Here is a 21,377-nt window from a genome sequence, read left to right as displayed (position 1 = left end):
ACGAGCCCGAGGAGGAGTAGTTGAGTCTGAGGGGATCGATGCACCAGCATCTGAGAGGCACGGCCACTGTGCTGCGCGATCTCTGGCGTGCCATCGCCCTGCTGGTGGTACCGGCGCCTGCCACGGCAGCGGTCTATCTCCTGCTCGTGCTGGCCTCCGGCGTCCTGCCTGTGATGGGGACCTGGCTCCTCAAGCTGGTGCTCGACCGCTTGGGAGCGGCACAGTACGGGGCTGCGCTGCTGGCAGCCCTGCTGTACGCGGTCACGCTCGCCCTGCCCGCGGTGCTGGACCCCGTACAGCGTGCCGTCTCGGCCTGGCTGGAGGCCAGGGCCATAGCGGAGATCGATCTGCGGCTGATGGGGGCGGGGATGCGTCTGGTGGACCTCGTGGAGGCGGAGCGGCCCGCATTCCACGACAGGCTGCGGATGACGCAGGAGATGCCCGGGCTGCTGCCCAGGATGATCTATGATTTTCGGGCTGTCCTGGGCTCGCTGATCACCCTCGTGGGACTGCTGCTGCTCCTGGCCTCCCTGCACCCGCTGTTGCCCGTCGTCCTGGCAGCGCTCGCCGTGCCCCACATGGTGCTGGAGGAGCGCTCGACGAAGCTGCTGTACTGGGCCATGGCCATGCACTCGCGGGCGGCACGGGAGATGGACTACTGCCTGCGGGTGGTCACCGAGCCAGGGAGTGCCAAGGAGGTGAGGGTGTTCGGCCTGGGAGGCTTCTTCCTGGGGCGCTTTCGGGACCGCTCCAGGGCAGCTTTGAGGGAGATGACGCGCATCCGCCTGAGGCACATGGGGCTCTCGGTCGCGCTCAACGTCCTCTACGCGCTGGCATTGGGTGGAGGGTTGTGGTACGTGGCCGCGCAGGCGGGCAGTGGCAGGCTGACGATCGGCGACGTGGGGCTGTATGTCAACAGCATAGTGCAGGCCCAGAGGCTGCTGCATCTGCTGCCCGACTCCTTCAGGAGGGCTTACCAGACACTCCTCTACACGTGGGACTTCTTTGCGCTGCTGAACGATGCCGAGCCGAGGATCAAGCTGCCCGAGCCAGGCAAGGGGCTGCCGGTCCCAGGGCGCCTCAGGGAAGGGATAGAGCTCAGAGGGGTAAGCTTCCGCTACCCAGAGAGCACGACCTGTGTGCTCTGGGGAGTAAGCTTTGAGCTTCCAGCAGGCAAGGTGACAGCGCTGGTGGGGCACAACGGGGCGGGCAAGAGTACTCTGGTCAAACTCCTCACCCGCATGTATGACCCCATAGAGGGAGAGATCCTGCTGGATGGGGTGCCCATACAGGAGTACGACCTGGAGGACCTGCGGGGGAGGATAGCAGTAGTCTACCAGGACTTTGCCCGCTTGGCCCTCACCCTAGGAGAGAACATAGCTGTGGGAGGGGGAGATCCAGAGAGGGTGCCACCAGAGCAGATAGCGAGGGCAGCGGTGTGGGCAGGGGCAGAGGAGATAGCAGAAAGGCTGCCACAAGGGTACGAGACGGAGCTCACCAGGAGGTTTGAGGGAGGGGTGGAGCTGTCATGGGGGCAGTGGCAGAGGGTGGCACTGGCCAGAGGTTACGTGCGGGATGGGGCGGTGGTGATCCTGGATGAGCCCACCAGATAGTGGTGCTGGATGGAGGCAGGGTGGTGGAGGTGGGGACACACCAGGAGCTGCTTGCAAGGGGAGGCCTCTATGCCTACCTCTTCCAGCTCCAGGCTGACAGGTACAGGTAGGGAGAAGTGAGGGTTAGGAAGCCTGTTTATATACTTAGGTGGTTCATGATATGGTATTACACTTGGGGGATAAGATGAATGGTCACAAGCAGATCATCCTACCGCCAGAGGCTCGTGTCTTAGCCGTCCAGATCTACGCCAGGGGCACCCTCCTGCTTACTACCCCAGCTCTAGTGGCTTTACGCCAGTCGTACCCAAGAGCCCGTATAGATCTGCTGGCATCTTCGCGTGCTGCTCCTTTGCTTGCCAGCTGGGAAGTGCTGGACGACATCATAGAGCTAGAGAGGTATCTCGTCAATGCCGAGGATGGCAAGGTGGAAAGTGGGAAAGACTCCACCCCTCCTCTGAGAACCGTCCTGAGAGGCCGCGGATACGATGCCGTGATTGTGTTTGCTCACCTCTTCGAACCTATCACGACATTCAAGCTTCGCCACATCGTACGGTCCACGGACGCCAAGACTTTCTCAATGTGAGGGTAGAGGATCATGGGTACGGCGCCAAGCACGAGGCAGATTACTTCATCGCCTTAGTGGAGGCGTTGGGCGCGAAGGTGGAAAGCAGGCGGCTAGTAGTGCCCGTCACCGATGTCGAGGTCCAGCAGGCCAGAGCGCTGCTGGGCATAATTGGACCTACAAGACCTCTCATAGCTATGCACCCTGGATCTGGTCCTATCAGCCATGCCAGAAGGTGGCCAGAGGAGAGATTTGCGGCTTTGGCGGACCTGTTATATCACAGGGTAGGTGGGCATCTGTTGCTGTTAGGAGATGCGGAGGAAGCCGACCTGCACACGCGCGTTATTAAGATGATGCGTACTAATATGCCTAAGACCAGTCTGGCGGGAGCGTGTAGCATAAGGGTAACTGCGGCCTTGTTGGCTTCTGTGGACTTGTTCATAGGCAACGATTCAGACCCCATGCAGCTAGCAGTCGCCTCTGGAACCCCTACAGTTGCCATCCAGGTATTATCGCTAAGGCGGCCAATGGCATCGCAGATGACCTGTTGTCTACGGCTATCCTAAGTTATCCCAGACCTATAGTCTTTGCTCCGGCTATGAACCAGATTATGTGGAATAACCCGGCTTTCCAAAGGAACAAGAAGCGGCTTGAAGAGGATGGTCACCGTGTGGTCCAGGTCATACCAACTGTAGAACTAGCTACGGGCCAATACGAAGGATATGCGCCGTCAACGGAGGATCTAATCCTGCAGCTGGCATCTCTACGTATGTCTCAGCTAAGTACCAAGCGGCCTGACACAGCACTAGGGCGAAACCCCGTGGCTAAGCCCCAGCAAGGACCGCAGTAATTCTACCTTCTTCGGTATGTCTAGATTAAGAAATAAGTCAGCAACTCTAATGTGATAAGGCGGACAGCTGTTGTGCAGGGATTCGATGATCTGAGAGATATCTGGCGGCGGTCAATTAGACATACACGGGTGCAGGGACTACAATCGATAGTATGAGCACAGGAAGCGACAGCACGAACAGGGTGGGCACCGGCCAGATGGCGGCCATCTATACGCGCACGCCTGTAGGGTCCGATCGCGACAGGACCACTCCGGAGAGGCAGTGGGAGATGTGCGAGGAGCTGGCGGTGGACCTGGGATACGACACCAGCGAAGAGCTCGTGTTTACGGATTCCGGACCCCCGACGAGCGACACACGCCCGGGGCTGATGGCCCTCATAAGGGCGCTTGCGGAGGGCAGGGCGTCAGCAGTTATTGTGGACCGGCAAGCTGCTCGATATCATCCTCGAGCGGCTCCGCAAGCGACACATACAGGTATACGTCGCGAGGATGCCCCTCGGCTATAGGTACGAGCTGGAATCGGGCAGGATCGTGCAGGAAGATCCGATGGAGAACGCCTAGTGCATCGGCTGGGGCCACAGGTAGGGCCCATGACCTTCGGCTTGCCACGCTCTACAACGAGCCCGTCGATCCAGAGCACGCGTCCGGGTTCTACTGAGCCTATCGTGTCGGGGTGCCAGGCGTGGTAGACAAACCAGAGGTTGCCGTGCCTATCGACCGTGATGGAGTTGTGGCCGGGACCTTGTGCCTCGCACTTCGACCGCAGTATGGGTTCTCCGGCGCCTTCTTGCAGGGCCCGAGCGGGCTCTGGCAGGTGGCGTACCCGTAGGTGTTCAGGCCTAGCCTGTTGCCGTCGTTCTTCCAGTACAGGTAGATCGTGCCGTCATCGTCGCGGAAGGGATCGGCGTCTATCGAGCCGCCCTCCTCCTACTGGCAGATGAACAGCCTCTTAGAACGATCTCTATAAGGTCCCAGCGACTTGCTGCTCTCCGCTATGCCGATACACTGGAGGCCGACCTCGATCCACTCCGCCGTGTAGTACATGAGGTACAGGGTGTTACCAGCCGTCCACTCGGCCATCTCGGGCATCGCATCCGGGCCCTCTTTCCAGTGCACGAGATCCTTTGATATAAGAGTGGGGTAGTGCTTGCCTCCCAAGGTGGTTGAGAAGGCATAGTAAGATCTTCCTCTTTGAGGACGAACGGATCCGGGAAGTTGCTATCGTACACCGGGTTGGTGATCGTCCCTGTCGGGGTGCTCATGGGCGTGGGCGTCTCCTGGGCGTGATGGTGGGGGTGGGCAGGCCCGCGCTCGGTGCTGTGGCGACCGGCGCGGCGGTGGGCATGGGAGATATATTGCCTCGCCCACAGGCGGCCAGCTACAAGCACACAAATATAATCACCCATCCTATGCGCTACATCATCCTGCACATTCCTTCGGATCGGTGGCAGTATAGCATCAGTGCTGCCGTCTGTCACGTGGGATACCACCACGGCCACTCATGCACGCGAGCGAGATACCGTTACTCTGGAGAAGCACACCTCGTCCCACGTGTAGATCCGCAGGTCCGATCCTCCGTTCTGGCGTTTGGCAAAGCGTGCGTCTGCAAGCTCGAAGGTGTGCACCCTCCACTCGTTGCTTGCCCATGGTGGTGATCGTCCCCGCGTCGGTGTACGCCCCACCTAAGGCTCCGGTCGGGTTGTTGGAGTCGTAGTGGATGCCGAACGACTGGCAGGGGGCGTCGAAGTACTCCACCGTGGCGTAGACGGTAGTGCCCCTTTCGTCGTACATGAACGTGTCGTCCACTTGTAAGTAGATGTAGGAGTATTCCCACCTTGTGAACAGCGGCTTGCGGCATTACCGCCCGTAGACTGTGTCTGCCGCTGTTTGCCCATCCTCCTGCTCTATCTGGACCAGCCCGTTCGGCTGGTTGGTCTCTCCGAGGATCACGTACACTTCATCGACATAGGCGTAGGAGCGCTCCACAACGGTCACCTCGAAGCTACGCTCGCGCGATGTTCCGCTGTACTGGAGCTTGACGGCTAGCATGTAGGTGTCAAGATCTGCCCACTCAGGCACGGATACGTCTATAGATATCCTCCTGGTCTCTCCTGTGTCTAGGGTGAAAGAGGTCTGGATTGGGGAAGCCAACCAGCCTTCTGGCACCTCCAGCGACAAGGTAACTTCCAGCCTCTGCTGGGAGTAAGTAGTAACATCCAGCACCGCGGGCATCGTCCTGCCAAGGGAGAGAATGGTCCTTACTGGCTGGATGATCACCTATTGCAGGTACAGCTCGAGCAGTCCATAGAGGGTGTAGGCGTCTACGAACTCCACAACGGCGTTGGGTAGGTCGGAGTGTGTTCTATCGACTACCTACTTGTGCCACGTGGGGCTCTCTAGAATCGTGAGGTGTCCCCCTCTAGCGATGACTCGAGCTCGGCGGCGGCCTCACGAGAGAACGCACGCGGGAGATCCATACCCATTCTGATGTAAGGAGTGTTGCCCACCATACCATGGGCTCGATCTTCTGAGCGGCGAAGCCGTTGGGCGAAAACTGGGAGTAGACGCGCTTGCCTTCGGCGTTCAGGACTGGGGCGAAGCCATCTATGATAAACCCTATGATTAAGAGGTTCCACCGACGGAAATAGGCCTCGCAATGCTCCGTCCATGCCAGCATGCCCGAGGGCAGCCCAGAGAACTCTAGTGGCTCCTGGAGCATCCTGGGATTCAGGTAGCCCGCTCCAGAATCACCAGCGATGAAGAAGCCGTTTGGCGTGCGAGTGACACGCGTGTACACGAGGGCGGGCGACATGCGCTGTGACAGGTTGGGATTAAACTCTCAACGGTGGGTTTGGGGTTCTGGGGGTAAAAATCTGTCGTGGGGTTGTGGGCGAACACCGAGGGGTTGGCCATGCCGTCCAGCCCCTCAGCATCCGCGTCTAGATGGGCGTTATAGGCCGAAGCCTCCTGCACGAATCTCCACTCTGAGGCGATTGGCTCATGCGTCCCGCCCGCTTGCCCATAGGAGGTGTACTTGAAGGCCCAGGGTACGAAGCCATGGATCGCCACCATCCGTCTACTGGTACCCTTGTAGGCGGAGAGTAGGATGGCCTGCAGCGTGCGGAAGTCGGTCCCCAGGGGCTGGTTCGGATCGTCGATCAGGGTCTCATCATCCCAGGGCGATAGATCAAAGAAGAGACTGTTGCAATTCTATCTGTGGCTGGGTGAGCCAGTAGGCGTCAAGGTAAAAAGCTAGCTCGATTGGGTCGCATCTGCCGGTGTCCAGGTATCGAATCTTGGCCCACAGGTAGGCATCGCATTTGGCGCTGCCCCTCGAGGGTACGGATGTACCTGGGATCTTCCCGCTACCTGTGAACAGCGAGGAGCCATCGGGTCTAACTAGCGAAACCTTCATCGGCAGGTGAGGGAATGCGGGATCTCCCTCCGGCACGGCCACATAGTGGTTGCTACGTTGGACGTAGCTGGCACCGCGGGTCCTACACTACAACCCCGCGCACGTGCCAGCGAAACAGGCGCAGGAGTTCGTCCAGATCTCGCACTTGCCTCACCTGCCTGCTGAGCATCTCGCCCTCTAGCCTAAGTAGGTCAAGCCAGTACCCGTCCACGTCGAAGCTCCCGAACTCGTCACGAGTGATGAACCTTACATATTATATGAATCGTCTGGTGCTACCCTATTACTCCAATCTTCGCCCAGCACTGCCCCCTAATAGGTCCTAGAGAAGAGTTGTGTCAAGCAACTTCACAACCATCTAATGGGATATGTCAAATAGCAATACAAACTTACTAACTTTCAACCGATGATAGGACCAGTACCTATTGACTTGATTCTGGTACTGTAAAAAGCCCTCGGCCTACCATGGTAGGTCGAGGGCTAGACAAACACAATTACGCAGGTCTTGTCCCCAAACCACCCTCATACTCAGGTACAGTAGCAGGGTGTCTCGCGGTAGTTATGATCCAATCAACTATTACAGCTACCAGAGAACCCACGGCTATAGGAATTATGTGCAGATCACCAAACGCCGGACCATGAGGATAGAATACCTCAGCCACCCACATCCCCAAGAATGGATAAGCAGCAACTCTCCAGGGCTTCATAGCAAGCTTACCGGGTAAAAGATCATACCACAGCACACCCAGAGCATAGCTAAGAGCCAGCATCAAGAGGAATGTACCTATTTGCATCTTTCTACCTCCCTACTGAATGATCTATGGATAAATGCTACTCTTATTATTATTTTACAATTTATATTATAAAACTACAAAACTTTGCCTATGAATATTCATAGTAAATATGAAATTTGTTTGATAATAACTCACATTCACCAAATGTTCACTTACTCCTTGTGATCTGACCAATAGCGGAAAAGATTATCAGCAATAAAGACGCAGCCATGGAGGGTATCCTCATATTAGGAGGTAGAAACACGCTTACTAACATCAAAAGCAAAGCTAGAAGAATGACAAGTAAATGCTGCTTCATTAAGACTAACCCTATGATCTGATGCAAATAGGTTTAGAGGTGCAAGTTTGAGGCCATTGTTTTATGTCAACTGTCTGCGGCAGGCTCCTGTATCCTTCAATATTATCCTTGCAACGTATTACTCCCACCTGAATAGTTCTATCTCCGTAAGTCCTATGTACACGCCAAAGTTGACAGGGTTCTGATTAGTGCCGAGTACACGCACTTTTCGACTACGCACCGGCTCAAATATAACCGTGTTGAAACCTTCAGATGGTTGTGCTGGATAGCGCAATATCTCTTGCACATCTACCCAACTATTACCATCCCAGTACTGCACCCTATAACCACTTGGCGGTTGGACTCCCCCATTATCGTTATAGAAGAACAAATTAACCCGCGAAAATACCATCTCAACACCAAGATCAACAGCATACCAGTCCTGCGCATTGTGTGAGTTCCAAGACGTCCATCGTGGTGAAGAAGCGTAAGAACCGTCCAAAGGCCCCCAGAGAGTATCATAAGGTGAGGTATATGAAGCTGATGGCGTAATTTCATGACCAGAAAGGAGATTAGCATTGACAACCTCAAGCTCAAGCAGTTGTGATCTCGAATTGCTCGGGAAGATAATTCTGATCTTGCGGGATCTCACTGTATCAAAAGACACTATGTTCCTGCCAGCAACTATTCGATTACTCATCCACCATGGATGAGCAACATCTGCCCAAGAACTTCCCGTCCAATATTGGACTCTGACCTCACTAGGTAATCCTCTTTCACTGAGGTAAAAAGTCACTCTGTTGAAGAGTTTAAGTCTATGGAAGTCTACTCCATAACTAGGATTATTATCACCCACATCTGGTTTCCACATACTCGAGGGCTTTATTGAGCCATCAAGCGGCAACCAAGACAGATCCAAATTAGATGATACAACTGGCTCAGGAGTACCCAGACCAGCTGAAGAACCCTTTGAGTTCCCAGCGATATTACGGGTATTAAAGAGTTCTAGCTCGCTAATTCCAACATACGTACCCCTACCCTTGCGAGACGACACATTCTCAACTCTCACCCGAACCTTATCGGTAAATACGGGGTCAAAAGTCACGGTGTTAGTACCCTCCACAGGAGCACTGCTGGATCTATCCTGATTTTCAACCTCATACCATGCACCATGTTGCCAGTAGAATACTTGGAAAGAGCGTGGTGGTTGAAGTCTAGATCCAAAGGAAACGAAATCTAGGACTAACTTGTTGATCTCTCTTGTATACTCAAACCTTACCTCATACCAATCGTATCTGTGCCCTGAATTCCAGTTACTCCATATTTTGCCGTTGTTAGTATATCCATCCAGAGGTGCCCACAAGTTATCATACTCCGGGAGATTCCAGTCACCATTGAATGTATAGGATGCCTCCGGACTAGGATAGCCTTGTGCTTCAGAATTGAGGGCGATGTTAGGAGTTATCTGCGGCTCCGGAGGATTGGCTCCAAAGATGAGCCCATCAAGCCACAATTTGTACCGACCAGAGCTGCCATGTGTAGCAATCTCGATTGAGCGCACATGCGATATATCAGGCTGTCCATAGGAAGTTCTTACCCAGTCGGCATTCCCACTTAATGGTATCTGCAGCCACTGCCATCCATCACGAGCTTCTGAATAAGGTACCGTTGAAGGGTTCAGGTAGTTTATCCTGGGTGTATACTCAAGGTAATTAGAGTCATCAGTCATAAGCCTGATCACAGGCTGTGGATCATTGAAGCCTCCCACAACCTCATGTGCAAAGCTGATCCATAAGGCAACATAGTCTTTATCAGAAAGATCCCATGTACCATCTGGAGCAAAGTAACTCCAGATACCTGTTGCAGCATTGCTCTCAATGCGAACTGAATCATCCCCCACTACTCTGTGATCTGAATCAATCTTGATATAAGCATAGGGGGCCTCTTCCTCAATGACGAGTGGTGACCAGCCGTCAAGGGTAGAGCCATCAGAAATAAGCTGAGTACCAACTCGTATGTTATCTACCCACCAGCCTGGCTCATCAACGCCCGGATCAGTCACATAGCGGAAAGCAAGCAACAACGTCTGCCCCGCATACTGTGAAAGGTCAAACGTCTCTATGCGCCATCCCCCAGATTCACCTGTAAATCCAGGAACGTTGTCTTTGACAAGCTGAATAGCATCATTCGCTGTCTGGGTAGTAGTATGTTCATTAGCCAGGCTGCGGAAAGTGTGGCCTCCATCCGTAGAGACCTGCACAAAGCCAAAGTCATAGCCTTGCTCTATTTGATAATACGTATCAAACGAGAGCGTAGGAGAGCCTTCAGGAACTACTACTTCCCGCGCAATACCACGGTCCAGATTCGGTGCTGCACCAGATCTGAGAGCTGGATTACCAATCCTATCAGGCGGGCTAGGATCAACCACCCACTCTACTGTTCGTGCTGGTATCTTGGCTTGCCATGATGAGGGATCCACCCCTTCAGTACCCACCTCAGTACCTTTGAGAGTGACATATACATCAAACCAAGTCAGATCCGCTAGATGTCCATTGTTTACTGTCAGACCGACTCTGTAAAAACCTGGGTCAACGTAGGTATGCGTCACTAATGGGGACTCAGATATATCACCATCTCCCAGATCCCAACGGAACATAAGTTCTCTGCCCTGAGGATCGCTACTGGCAGAAGCATCAAAGGTAACAGGCTCGCCAACATAGACTGTACGAGCGGATATTGTAGCATGAGCCTCTGGAGCCTTATCGTCCATGGTGGCTTCTCGCTCAAAGATGTCCGATACGTTGGACCCCCTATAAATAGCTCCCTGGCCATTGCCTGTTAATACATTCCCAGCAAGATCCACCCAACGCGTATCATACATGTAGATGCCATATGTCGCGTTGTTTTCAATGCGGTTCTGCTGGATGATCCAGTGATAGGCCTCATATCCAGGCTTGTAGCCAATGGCCACACCTACGTTCTTGTTGTCATGGACGTAGTTGCCGCTCATGATGAAGTGACTGCTGCTGCCGTGCACCACCGCGATACCAGCGTTACCAAACGGCTCGGGGGCGTTAGCTTTGATCGTACCGTTGTAGGCTGCCTCATTACCTATAAGTACTGTATGATCAGAGCCTCCTAGCCAAAAGCCATAGCTGGAGTAGTTGCCTTTATTGCGGATAAAGATGTTGCCGGGTGACCAGCACTCCCAGGCATTGTTATGAGCATAGGATGCATCATTACCCTCAAAGTAGTTGCCCGTACTAAGGTAGCCGTTGAGAGGGCGGATAAATACCCCATCACCACCATGGGTGAAATCGTTGTACAGGAAGCGATTATCGTTCGACCCGGTTTCAATCAAAACACTAGTAGAATCTCGTGCATGAACTTCCCCAGGAGCTACTCGTATACCATAATTCATCACGTTGTTCTCGATTAGGTTGCGGGATGAAGCCCACATCTTGAGACACACGTTCGAGCAATGCGAGAAGTAGTTATCTCTTATCGTATTTTCGTTACTATATCGAAGGTGAAGACCGTTCCAGACGCGCTCCCCCCTGTTATTCGTTATAGCGCTTCTATGCACACTAACCAACATCACCGCACCAAAGTTAGGTCCATCTCCCCAGCCAAAGTCTGGGTCTGTGTAGTTGTCAGAAAAGTTGTTGCCAGTAATCGTCCAATTTTGACCGTTAGTCACTTTCAATCCAAGCTGAAATCCCTTAGCGGTGAGATTCTTGAGAACTACGTTTGAATGACCCGTAGATGTCACAGCAGTTCCAAGAAAACTCTCTGGATCTCCAGCTCTACCAGGACCAACGAGGACTGCCCCATTACCATCAACTGTAATGTTATCAGCCGCTATAACTATCCCCTCACCGTTAGGGAAATAATACTCACCAGGACGGAAAGTCACGTCTTGTGTAATTACCATCCCAGGAGTAGGCACAACAAGTTCTTCCTGAGCATGCACCACATCGAGTCCTACACTAAGGTTGTTAAACAACAATAAGGCTACCAGAATAATCCCTGCTGTCAATGAACGCCTTATATTGGTTAGGTGCTTCATATCAATCGCCTCGGCTATATATGCATAAAAGATACATTAACACTATAAATATTGCAATAAGTTATTAGGACGAATCTTTTAGAGAACTTCTGAGTATATGGGGTGTATACTATATTGCTGCAAGCGCAAAGATCAAAATACCTGATGGAAAACTAGACTTATGGAAATCGTATCTATCGATAGCCTGCAAGAAGCACTCAGAAAGAATAACTACATAGCTGATAGGGGTTTAGCAACATCTCTTTTCCTGGCACTACGCCTTGGGAAGCCTTTGTTGCTGGAGGGTGAGGCTGGAGTAGGTAAGACCGAGGTAGCAAAAGTAATGTCTCAGATCCTCGAGACAGATCTGATTAGACTACAGTGCTACGAAGGGCTTGATGTATCCCAAGCAGTTTATGAATGGGACTATGCCAGGCAGATATTGGAGATCAGGATACTCGAATCCGAAGGTTTAGACAGGCATAGTACGCTAAGAGAGATATTTAGCGAGGAATTCCTGATAAAAAGGCCTCTATTACAAGCTATAGAGTACTCTTCAACACATGCAGGTAAGTTCCCCGTCTTGCTAATAGATGAGGTAGACAGATCGGATGAAGAGTTCGAAGCTTTCCTGCTAGAGATATTGTCAGACTTTCAGGTCACGATACCAGAGATCGGAACGATCAAAGCACAAGCCAGACCACTAGTAATACTTACGTCTAATCGTACCAGAGAGCTACACGATGCCCTCAAGAGGAGATGCCTATACTACTGGATAGACTATCCTTCTATAGAAAAAGAAGAGGAGATAATTCGAGTCCGAGTCCCTGGTATAGAACGGGAATTTGCTCGTCAAATAAGTAGCTTCATGCATAGACTTAGGACCATGGATCTGTACAAAGTACCAGGCGTTGCCGAGAGTATAGATTGGGCATCAGCATTAGTAACTCTCAACCACTCTAAGTTAGATCCTGAAACGATTAATGAAACTATTGGCACTTTGCTCAAACACCAAGAAGATATCCTCAACGTCCGTCGCGAGCTAGAGAACTTGAACCAAGTAACATTGGTCAGAAATGAATGAGTTGAGAGAAAATCTAGATTTATCATCTATCACGATAGGAAACCACATACTGATAAAGCTACTTGGTTTCACTAGGTATTTAATGAATAGCGGCGTTCAAGTAGGACTATCCCAAGTAGTAGATTTTGTGCGTGGAGTAGCCCTCACTTCGCTGCAAGAAGAAGATATAAGAACAGTGGGTCTATCGACACTAATAAACAGGAAAGAAGATATAGATAAGTTCAATGCGGCCTGGGAAAACTACTGGCAGGGAGAAAAGATAGACCAGGCAGGGAGTTCTCTCCCATCTCAAGCTCACAAGAGCGATGGATTGCTACCTCGGATAAATAACGAATCCACCGCCGTGCGTAACAATCTACCGATACAGCCTCAAACTATAGATATAAGCCATGACACTGATAACAACAATGAAACACCCAACAATCTGGCAACATTGTACAGCCCAGACGAGATACTGCGGCACAAAGATTTTTCGAAGCTGTCTCCAGACGAGCTGCTAAGAGCTCGAAAGCTCATCCAGCAAATGAGGTTACAGATGCCGCTACGAAGATCGCGTAGATTGGTTCCATCTATAAAAGGTAGGAAGCTAGATATCAGAAAGTCCATACGAAACCAGATAAAGTATAGGGAACTGATAAGTACCAGCTGGAAAGATAGAAAATTCAAGCCCAGAAAGATAGTTTTACTATGCGACATTAGTGGGTCCATGGCTCCATACGCCAGTATGTTAATACACTTTATGTATACGCTTCGTCAGGACAATGCAGCGATTGAAACCTTCGTGTTTGGAACGAAGCTCACCCGCATAACAAAGCTCATGCAGAGCAAAGATATCGACAAGGTATTGAAGAGGGTATCAGAGGAGGTTCAGGATTGGGCAGGTGGTACTAGGATTGGTGAATCTCTGCACACTTTCAACACCCGCTGGGCAAGAAGAATGCTCCAGCAGGGTGCTATTGTAATAATAATCAGCGATGGATGGGATTGTGGAGACGTCGATCTTCTATCAAGGGAAATGGCCCGTTTACAAAGATCAAGCTATCGACTAATATGGTTGAATCCACTACTTGGGACCCCTGGATATGAGCCTCTTACAAGGGGAATAAGAGCTGCTATGCCTTTCATTGATGATTTTATGTCGGTGCACAGCCTAGCTAGTCTAGAACACCTGGTTAAGCTCCTCAGAGAGATACCATCAGTTAGAAGCCCCAGAAAGCAGGCTCCTGGACTTCTAATCTAGTTGACTTAGAACTAAACTCCTATTAGGATATTCAAGCATCCTTGCAGTTTGGTCTAGCACACATCAATCTCCGGAGGCTGAGTATGGCTTATTCATCCCTCATAGGTGCCAGAGTAAGAAGAAAGGAAGATCCCAGGCTAATAACAGGAAGATCAACATATGTAGGGGACCTCAGATTACCAGGCATGTGCTATATCTCTTTTGTGAGAAGCCCCTACGCACATGCCAAAATCAGGCACATAGACACAACAGAGGCCATTAACGTACCAGGGGTGGTGGCGGTATTCACCGGAGAGGATCTGATAAATGACTACGAACCTATGCCTATGTCGAGCTCGGGCGAAGGAGAGGCTCCAGATAGCTCCCAGGAGACCAGCCATACCCACTACGCAATTTCCATAGGAAAGGTACGCTATGTAGGTGAGATAATTGCTGCGGTAGTTGCAGAAACTCCGGAAGCAGCCACAGATGCAGCTTCTAAGGTGCAGGTGGATTGGGAAGAGCTCCCAACCGTAGCTGATATCGAAGCTGCTCTAAGTCCAGAGGCTCCAAGACTGTACGATAACACCAATAGTAACGTTGAACACGTATGGCGATACTCGAACGGAGATGTAAATGGAGCCTTCAAGAGCGCGCACAAGATAATAAAACAGCGAATGATTAATCAGCGCCTAGCTGGCATACCAATGGAAGGTAGAGCCGTAGTTGCTTCTCCTGATCCAATGGTAGGCGGTGTAACTGTATGGTCCAGTACTCAGGCCCCTCACCTATCGAGGGGTGATATAGCCAAAGTACTCCGATTACCCGAAAACGCAGTAAGGGTAATAGCCCCTGAAGTAGGAGGAGGATTTGGGGTCAAAATAGGTATATATCCGGAAGACGTAGCTCTCGCGGCTATTGCGCGTCGTCTTAACATACCAGTTAAATGGGTGGAAACAAGAAGCGAGAACCTTATGGCCACCACACACGGTAGGGCACAGATAACTACACTTGAAGCTGCAGTAGACAAAGATGGTAAAGTACAGGCTCTCAAAATGCATATTCTTGCAGATGTGGGAGCATACCCGGTAGCTCCAGGAATAGCAGAGCTAACAGGTAGAATGAGTACTGGAGTCTATGATATCCCGGCGGTTGAGATTGAAGCCACCTGCGTTTACACGAATACCACCCCTGTGGCGGCATACAGGGGCGCTGGTAGACCAGAAGCTGCTTATTATATAGAACGTATGATGGATATCATTGCTGATGAGCTAGGCCTAGATCCTGTAGAGATCAGGCGTCGCAATTTCATTCCACCTCATGCTTTCCCCTACAGAACCGCAACTGGAGAACTCTATGACAGTGGAGAATATAATAAAGCTCTTACGAAAGCTCTTGAGTTGGCGGACTACAATAGCCTAAGGAAAGAACAGCGAAAGCTAAGAGATCAAAACAGCAACATTCTAATAGGAATCGGTATCTCGTGTTATGTCGAGATGTGCGGTTTTGGTCCATATGATAGTGCCATAGTAAGGGTAGATCCCAGCGGAAACGTAACGGTTTTCACAGGCATATCTCCTCATGGTCAGGGACAGGAAACAACATTTGCTCAAATCGTTGCTGATACACTAGGTGTAGACTATGAAAAGATAATAGTAAGGCACGGCGATACAAGAGAGACTCCCCAAGGTATGGGTACCATGGGAAGCCGCGGTTTAGTGGTAGGAGGTTCAGCTCTGGTAAGGGCTGTCGATAAAATACGTGAAAAGGCAACAAAGATAGCTGCTCACATCTTGGAAGCAGCACCAGAAGACATAGAAGTATTGAAAGGCAAATATCAGGTAAGGGGAGTACCGAGTCGTAGAGTGACATTTGCAGAAATAGCATCCAAAGCTTACAGTGGTGACCTACCCGAAGGAATGGAACCTGGTTTGGAGTCCGTGGACTTCTTCACCCCCCTAGAGCTTGTGTATCCCTTCGGAGCGCACGTAGCAGTAGTAGAAATAGAGAAAGATACGGGGGTCATACGCCTTCGAGATTACGTTTCGGTAGATGATTGTGGAAGAAGAATAAGTCCTATGCTTGTAGAAGGTCAGGTACATGGCGGTCTGGCTCAAGGCATATCACAAGCGTTATATGAAGCAGTTGTATACGATTCTCAAGGCCAGTTACTAACTGGAACATTGATGGACTACAATGTACCGCGAGCCACGCAACTCCCCAGCTTTATAACCGATAAGACTGAAACCCCTACACCTCATAACCCTCTTCAAGCAAAGGGCATAGGAGAAGCAGCCACTATAGGCTCTACTCCAGCAGTAGCAAACGCAGTAGTGGATGCATTAGAGCCTTTCAGCATAAGACATATAGACATGCCCTTCTGGCCAGAGAAGATCTGGAGGATTATAAACTCCTCATCTCATTAGCCTGAGGAATCGGATGATCTCTGGATAAGTTTATTGCTCAATACCTCCGTCGTATACGACGGAGGTATTATTATGGGTTCATCACCAAAAGATGTACTTGCACCTGTCATGAAAGTATGTTAGCTGTTTCCAGCCGAACCCGCAGTGCAAAACGCTGGATATTTCGGTATCCGTATCCCCGACGTTTCATCAGCTTGATCTTGTTATTCGTTCCCTCCATCTTCCCATTCGAATAATGGGATAAAATGCACGATATCATTTCGTCTGTTCGTTTGACGAGTGATTTTGCGATGGCACGAACAACGGAACAAGGACAAAACAAATACCGATGAATCCAAGCCTTCAAGCGTCGTTTCGCCTGTTGCTCATCTTTGCTTTTGAACACATAGCGAACATGTTGGAGCGATTGGTAAACAGACTTTAAGTAATCGCTTTCATTATACCATTCTCGTATGATTTGACGTTCCTCCTCCGTCAATTTCTCTGGGCATTGGCTCAATAAACGGCAAACGTAACGAACATTTCCGTGTTTCTTGCCTCCTTTGCCCAAATATTTGCGACAACGTTCTAACGCATCGGTAAACAGCTGAATGACATGGAAATAGTCGACGACATGTGTCGCCTCTGGGCAAACCCGTTGAATCGCTTTTTTCATCGCTGGAGCCAAGTCACTCACGACATACTGAACGGAACGAGACACATGAGCCAATGCACGCCCAATGGCTTCCTCGTTCTTTCCTGCTTCCATGGCATACACTTCTCCCGTTTCGGCATCCATGATCGCCACTCCATAGTCGTGCCCTTTTCGAAAAGCAAACTCATCGACACAAACCGCCTTTGGTTGGACGTCATTCGATAGGAAGGAAGGGGCATGGGTATAAAACCATCGTTCAACGGTCGTGTAAGGAAGCTTGAGCATACGAGCCACCGCCTGAATGGATGTTCCGATGCAAGATTGCGCGACCCATCGCTGAAAAGCATCCGTCGCCACACTTCGAGGAGAGATGGCTGGATACGACGTGCTGAACGTCACGCCACACGTGCTACAACGTCTGCGCTCGACAGGAAGTTCGATCCAAAAAATTCCGATTCGCTGAGCATAGCCATGCATCCATTGCTTCTTTTTGTCTGTCATTTTGATCGTGCGCTTCAAGCAGACAGGACATAACGGGCATTGTTCGGGTAGAGACAGTTCGAAAATCCAACGTTCCCCTTCTTTTCGCATCTTTTGAATCAAAACATCTGGTCAATCGATGAGTTCTTTGATAAACTGAGAGTACATGCGAATTTCCCTCCATGGTTCGGTTTGGTCACCTTTACCATACAGGAAAATTCGCATTTTTTGTACCCTCTATGCACACCTACCTTAAATGATCAAGTACAACTTGTGGTGAAGAGCCTATTCTTTAACTTTTAGCAATCGCATGCTGTTTAATGTTACGATTAATGTTGCTCCCATATCCGCAAATACCGCTAACCATAACGTTAACCAACCAGGCACAATTAACAGTAATGACAATGCCTTAATCCCTAAAGAGAAAGTAATGTTTTGCTTAATAATCGCTAAAGCTTTGCGGCTCAATTTAATCGTATATGGCAATTTGCTTAAATCATCAGACATTAAGACAATATCGGCTGTTTCTAGGGCTGTATCGGTTCCAGCACCACCCATTGCCACACCAACGGTTGAAGCTGCAAGAGCTGGTGCATCGTTCACACCATCTCCAACCATCGCAACACTTCGATACTTGTCGCGAAGCTCTTTGATGAAATTCAGTTTATCTTCTGGAAGTAAATCGGCTTTAATATCGGAAACACCGACTTGTTTTCCGATGGCTTCGGCTGTTCTTTGGTTATCTCCCGTCAGCATCACCGTTTTTTCAATACCGACTTGATGAAGTTTTCGAATAACCTCTTTGGATGATTCTCTTATTTCGTCTGCCACGGCAATTAACGCCAGAATTTCTTTTTCCGTCCCTAATACCATGACCGTTTTCCCTTGTATTTGAAGGGTTGTAATTTGTTCTTTTATTTCTGATTGGATGCCATTTGGAAGAAGTTCTTCAAAAAGACCTGGACTTCCGACATAATACATTGCGTTATTTACTTTGGCTTTGACCCCTTTACCTGTAATGGATTGGAATTCTTCAACCGATACATCATTAAAATTCAATCCATCTTCTTCTGCTTTTCTTATAATGGCGGAAGCAAGTGGATGTTGTGAGCCTTTTTCAATGGCTGCTGTAATGGTCATTAGTTCATTTTCATTGCCATTATAAGTGACTACATCGGTGACGGAAGGAATACCTTTTGTTAATGTTCCTGTTTTATCAAAAGCAATCACTTTTAAGTTTCCTGCTTCCTCTAAATAAATACCACCTTTAATTAACACACCGTTTTTCGCTGCATTTCCAATGGCAGTTACAATCGAAACAGGCGTGGAAATAACCAACGCACACGGACAACCAACCACTAATACAGCTAGACCTCGATAAATCCATTCGCTCCAATCAGCACCCATAAATAATGGAGGAATAACGGCTAGTAAAAGAGCAAAAATGATAATGGCTGGTGTATAGTATTTGGCAAAACGATCTACAAACGCTTGAGAAGGTGCTCGTTCTGCTTGAGCTTCTTCCACTAAATGGATGATTTTCGAAAGAGTTGTATCTTCCACTCGTTTTGTAACTTTTACTTCCAATAACCCTTCTTCATTCAATGTTCCTGCAAAGACTTCATCACCGACTGTTTTGGTTACTGGAACACTTTCTCCCGTAATGGCAGCCTGATTTAGCGTAGATGTACCCTTGATGACGATTCCATCCATCGCTAATTTCTGACCAGGCTTTACGATCATAATATCTCCGACTTGAATATCGTCAACAGGGACCATCATTTCTTCATTTCCTCGACGAATTAATGCTTCTTTTGGAGCAATATCCATCAACGATTCAAGGGATTGACGAGCTTTATCCATGGAATAACGCTCTAAGGCTTCGCTAATGGCGAATAGAATAACAACCGTTGCACCTTCTCCCCATTCACCAATCGCTGCAGCTCCTAAAATCGCCACTGTCATCAGCGTATTCATATCAAAATTCAATCGAACTAGGTTTTTGAAACCTTTTATAAATAACGAATATCCACCGATTAAAATTGCTGCAGCATATCCAATTGTCGCAAAGATATGCTCTTCTCCGTATTGCTTCCCTAAAAACCAACTGATCACAAGCAAAACGGCGGAAATATACACTTTAATGTTCTCTTTTTGCTTCCAAAAAGGTTCACGCTTGACTGATTTTTCTTTATCTTCCCGAACCTTTAAGTTTTCAAAAGCTCCTGCTTTTTCTAATTCTTCGATGGTTGTTGTACCCCAAACGGTAATTTTAGATGCTCCAAAGTTTACTTTAGCATCTTGAACACCGGGCAATGATTTTACATTATTTTCAAACTTTGCCGCACAGTTTGCACAAGTAAATCCTTGAACACGGTAGGTTTTCGCTTCTGATTTAGATAATTTTGCTTGTTGTTCAGACACGGACTTTCACCTCTTTATCATGTACTAACGCAATCATGATTAACTGCTTAATATGGTCATCATCCAGCGAATAAAATGCTAGCTTTCCTTCTTTTCGATACTTTACAATCCCTTGTTTATAAAGAGTCCGTAAATGATGGGAAGTGGTTGCAACAGAAGCCCCAATGATATTGGCAATATCACATACACATAACTCTTCATCTTGGCAAAGTGAATAGGCAATTTTTGCCCTATTTTCATCTGCCAGTGCTTTAAACAACAGGACAACACTGGATATATCTTCTTTTTGCAATTCCCCTTGTATTCGATTGACTTTTTCTTCGTCATAACAATAAATTTCACATGTATCTTTCTTACTCATTCATTATCCCCCTTTCATATTCAAATTTCCGTTTGAATATATTATACCTCATTTCTTTTATTATTCAAACATTTATTTGAATGAAAAACAAAAAAGAATTGGATGTAAAAAATCAACCTAATATTTACCAGGCATTTCATTTAATTAGCTACATCAAAAAATTCTATTAGCTAAAAACAATAAATATGCGTTTAAGCCGCTAATCACAATAGCTGACATCACTCTATATTGTTTTTCGCTAGCTTTCATTTCCCCATGATGGATTTGAGAGGTTTCAATTTGAATGGTTGTATGCAGAATCTTAAATTTTTCTTCAATCATGTGAATGGCATCTTGTAAAACCTTTTGGCTGTCTTGATGATCTTCAATCAAAATATGGCAACTTAATGAGTCCAATCCTGAAGTAATGGTCCAAATATGAAGGTCGTGAACGTCAACCACTCCTTCAATACTTTCTAAGGCTTTTTTCACTTCATTTTGGTCAATGGTAATGGGCGTTCCTTCCATCAAAATGTGAACCGTATGTTTAATAACTCTCCAAGCACCTTTCAAGATTAATAAGGCAACCAAAATGGAAATAATGGGGTCTGCGACATACCAATCAAAGATCCACATGACAATCCCAGCGATGATAGCACCTACGGAACCCAAGGCGTCACCGATCACATGAAGATAAGCGCTACGAAGATTGACATTATTTTTCACATCCCCTTTTCTCATTAACGCCCAAGCACTTAAAAGATTGGCAAACAGACCAATGGACGCAATGATCATCATAGAGCCGCTAGCTACCGTTGGTGGGTTGTAAAAACGTTCAATTGCTTCCCAAATAATAAATCCAGCGATTACAAACAAGGTAACTCCATTAAATAAAGCGGCTAAAATTTCAAAACGATAAAAGCCATACGTTTTATTGGGGGAAGCTGGTTTGGTGGCAAACCAAATAGCAACTAGACTAAGAACAAGTGAACTGGCATCACTAAGCATATGACCAGAGTCAGAAAGAAGAGCTAGACTGTTTGTGATTAAACCTCCAAAAAACTCCAATAACATAATTCCAATGGTAATGAGAAGTGCAATCGTAAGCCCTTTTTTATTCCCTTCTCTACTGTGATCATGATGGTGTCCGTGGTGATGGTGATGACCATGGTGGTCGTGAGAATGATGGTGGTGATGATGCATGATAAAACGTC

General features: G+C 48.8%; 20 protein-coding genes. 9 read left to right on the top strand and 11 right to left on the bottom strand.

Annotation, left to right across the window (positions count from 1 at the left end; all coding sequences use genetic code 11):
- Positions 1–20 precede the first annotated feature (20 nt).
- The 5 genes from TTER_RS05860 to TTER_RS05840 all read left to right on the top strand — a co-directional run bounded on the left by TTER_RS05860 (position 21) and on the right by TTER_RS05840 (position 3,531).
- Positions 21–1,613, top strand: coding sequence for an ATP-binding cassette domain-containing protein (locus tag TTER_RS05860; RefSeq protein WP_041424387.1), 1,593 nt, complete (start codon positions 21–23; stop codon positions 1,611–1,613).
- 184 nt (positions 1,614–1,797) lie between these two features.
- A complete protein-coding gene (locus TTER_RS15755; protein ID WP_169302632.1) occupies positions 1,798–2,196 on the top strand; it encodes a glycosyltransferase family 9 protein in 399 nt (132 codons plus the stop codon).
- Entirely contained in the window at positions 2,193–2,741 is a 549-nt protein-coding gene (locus TTER_RS05850) for a glycosyltransferase family 9 protein (protein ID WP_049822968.1), read from the top strand. Before TTER_RS15755 ends, TTER_RS05850 begins: the two co-directional genes overlap by 4 nt.
- Positions 2,723–3,025 carry a flavoprotein gene (locus TTER_RS14675; protein WP_049822967.1) on the top strand — a complete coding sequence of 101 codons (303 nt, stop codon included), beginning with the start codon at positions 2,723–2,725 and terminating at the stop codon, positions 3,023–3,025. The genes TTER_RS05850 and TTER_RS14675 overlap by 19 nt, the downstream gene beginning before the upstream one ends.
- Positions 3,026–3,177: 152 nt before the next feature.
- Positions 3,178–3,531, top strand: coding sequence for a recombinase family protein (locus TTER_RS05840; protein WP_012875095.1), 354 nt, complete (start codon positions 3,178–3,180; stop codon positions 3,529–3,531).
- Between the two features lie 421 nt (positions 3,532–3,952).
- Here the strand turns inward: TTER_RS05840 and TTER_RS15580 are convergent, their stop codons facing one another.
- Positions 3,953–4,141, bottom strand: a complete 189-nt coding sequence (locus TTER_RS15580; RefSeq protein WP_148211896.1) for a glycoside hydrolase family protein — start codon at positions 4,139–4,141, stop codon at positions 3,953–3,955.
- Between the two features lie 47 nt (positions 4,142–4,188).
- Between TTER_RS15580 and TTER_RS15575 the strand changes: the two genes are divergently transcribed.
- Entirely contained in the window at positions 4,189–4,680 is a 492-nt protein-coding gene (locus TTER_RS15575; protein WP_148211895.1) for a hypothetical protein, read from the top strand.
- A gap of 202 nt (positions 4,681–4,882) precedes the next feature.
- Here the strand turns inward: TTER_RS15575 and TTER_RS05825 are convergent, their stop codons facing one another.
- The 6 genes from TTER_RS05825 to TTER_RS05805 all read right to left on the bottom strand — a co-directional run bounded on the left by TTER_RS05825 (position 4,883) and on the right by TTER_RS05805 (position 11,577).
- Positions 4,883–5,302 (bottom strand): NEW3 domain-containing protein, encoded by a 420-nt coding sequence (locus TTER_RS05825; protein WP_012875094.1) that lies wholly within the window; start codon positions 5,300–5,302, stop codon positions 4,883–4,885.
- Positions 5,303–5,444: 142 nt separating this feature from the next.
- Positions 5,445–5,822, bottom strand: a complete 378-nt coding sequence (locus tag TTER_RS05820) for a hypothetical protein (protein ID WP_169302631.1) — start codon at positions 5,820–5,822, stop codon at positions 5,445–5,447.
- 390 nt (positions 5,823–6,212) lie between these two features.
- Positions 6,213–6,482, bottom strand: coding sequence for a hypothetical protein (locus TTER_RS05815; RefSeq protein ID WP_148211894.1), 270 nt, complete (start codon positions 6,480–6,482; stop codon positions 6,213–6,215).
- A gap of 40 nt (positions 6,483–6,522) precedes the next feature.
- Entirely contained in the window at positions 6,523–6,651 is a 129-nt protein-coding gene (locus TTER_RS16195) for a hypothetical protein (protein ID WP_277422769.1), read from the bottom strand.
- A gap of 280 nt (positions 6,652–6,931) precedes the next feature.
- A complete protein-coding gene (locus TTER_RS05810) occupies positions 6,932–7,231 on the bottom strand; it encodes a hypothetical protein (RefSeq protein ID WP_012875093.1) in 300 nt (99 codons plus the stop codon).
- 416 nt (positions 7,232–7,647) lie between these two features.
- Positions 7,648–11,577, bottom strand: coding sequence for a galactose-binding domain-containing protein (locus TTER_RS05805; protein ID WP_012875092.1), 3,930 nt, complete (start codon positions 11,575–11,577; stop codon positions 7,648–7,650).
- Between the two features lie 160 nt (positions 11,578–11,737).
- Between TTER_RS05805 and TTER_RS05800 the strand changes: the two genes are divergently transcribed.
- From TTER_RS05800 to TTER_RS05790, 3 genes are all read left to right on the top strand, one after another.
- Complete coding sequence (locus tag TTER_RS05800) at positions 11,738–12,640, top strand: AAA family ATPase (protein ID WP_012875091.1); 903 nt, start codon at positions 11,738–11,740, stop codon at positions 12,638–12,640.
- A gap of 82 nt (positions 12,641–12,722) precedes the next feature.
- A complete protein-coding gene (locus tag TTER_RS05795) occupies positions 12,723–13,880 on the top strand; it encodes a vWA domain-containing protein (protein ID WP_169302630.1) in 1,158 nt (385 codons plus the stop codon).
- Between the two features lie 83 nt (positions 13,881–13,963).
- A complete protein-coding gene (locus tag TTER_RS05790; RefSeq protein ID WP_012875089.1) occupies positions 13,964–16,285 on the top strand; it encodes a xanthine dehydrogenase family protein molybdopterin-binding subunit in 2,322 nt (773 codons plus the stop codon).
- 106 nt (positions 16,286–16,391) lie between these two features.
- Here the strand turns inward: TTER_RS05790 and TTER_RS05785 are convergent, their stop codons facing one another.
- From TTER_RS05785 to TTER_RS05770, 4 genes are all read right to left on the bottom strand, one after another.
- The gene (locus TTER_RS05785) at positions 16,392–17,510 is read right to left on the bottom strand and encodes an ISL3 family transposase (protein ID WP_049823025.1); all 1,119 of its coding nucleotides are present in this window, start codon (positions 17,508–17,510) and stop codon (positions 16,392–16,394) included.
- Between the two features lie 174 nt (positions 17,511–17,684).
- Positions 17,685–19,823: a heavy metal translocating P-type ATPase gene (locus TTER_RS05780; protein ID WP_012875088.1), complete on the bottom strand. Its 2,139-nt coding sequence runs from the start codon at positions 19,821–19,823 to the stop codon at positions 17,685–17,687.
- The gene (locus tag TTER_RS05775; protein WP_012875087.1) at positions 19,816–20,184 is read right to left on the bottom strand and encodes an ArsR/SmtB family transcription factor; all 369 of its coding nucleotides are present in this window, start codon (positions 20,182–20,184) and stop codon (positions 19,816–19,818) included. Before TTER_RS05775 ends, TTER_RS05780 begins: the two co-directional genes overlap by 8 nt.
- Before the next feature lie 153 nt (positions 20,185–20,337).
- On the bottom strand, positions 20,338–21,366 hold the full coding sequence (locus tag TTER_RS05770; protein ID WP_012875086.1) for a cation diffusion facilitator family transporter: 1,029 nt from the start codon (positions 21,364–21,366) through the stop codon (positions 20,338–20,340).
- Between the last annotated feature and the right edge of the window lie 11 nt (positions 21,367–21,377).

Source organism: Thermobaculum terrenum ATCC BAA-798 (genome assembly GCF_000025005.1).
Lineage (GTDB): Bacteria > Chloroflexota > Chloroflexia > Thermobaculales > Thermobaculaceae > Thermobaculum > Thermobaculum terrenum.
The sequence above is the reverse complement of the archived record's forward strand: the minus strand, read 5'-3'. Positions and strand labels throughout refer to the sequence as shown.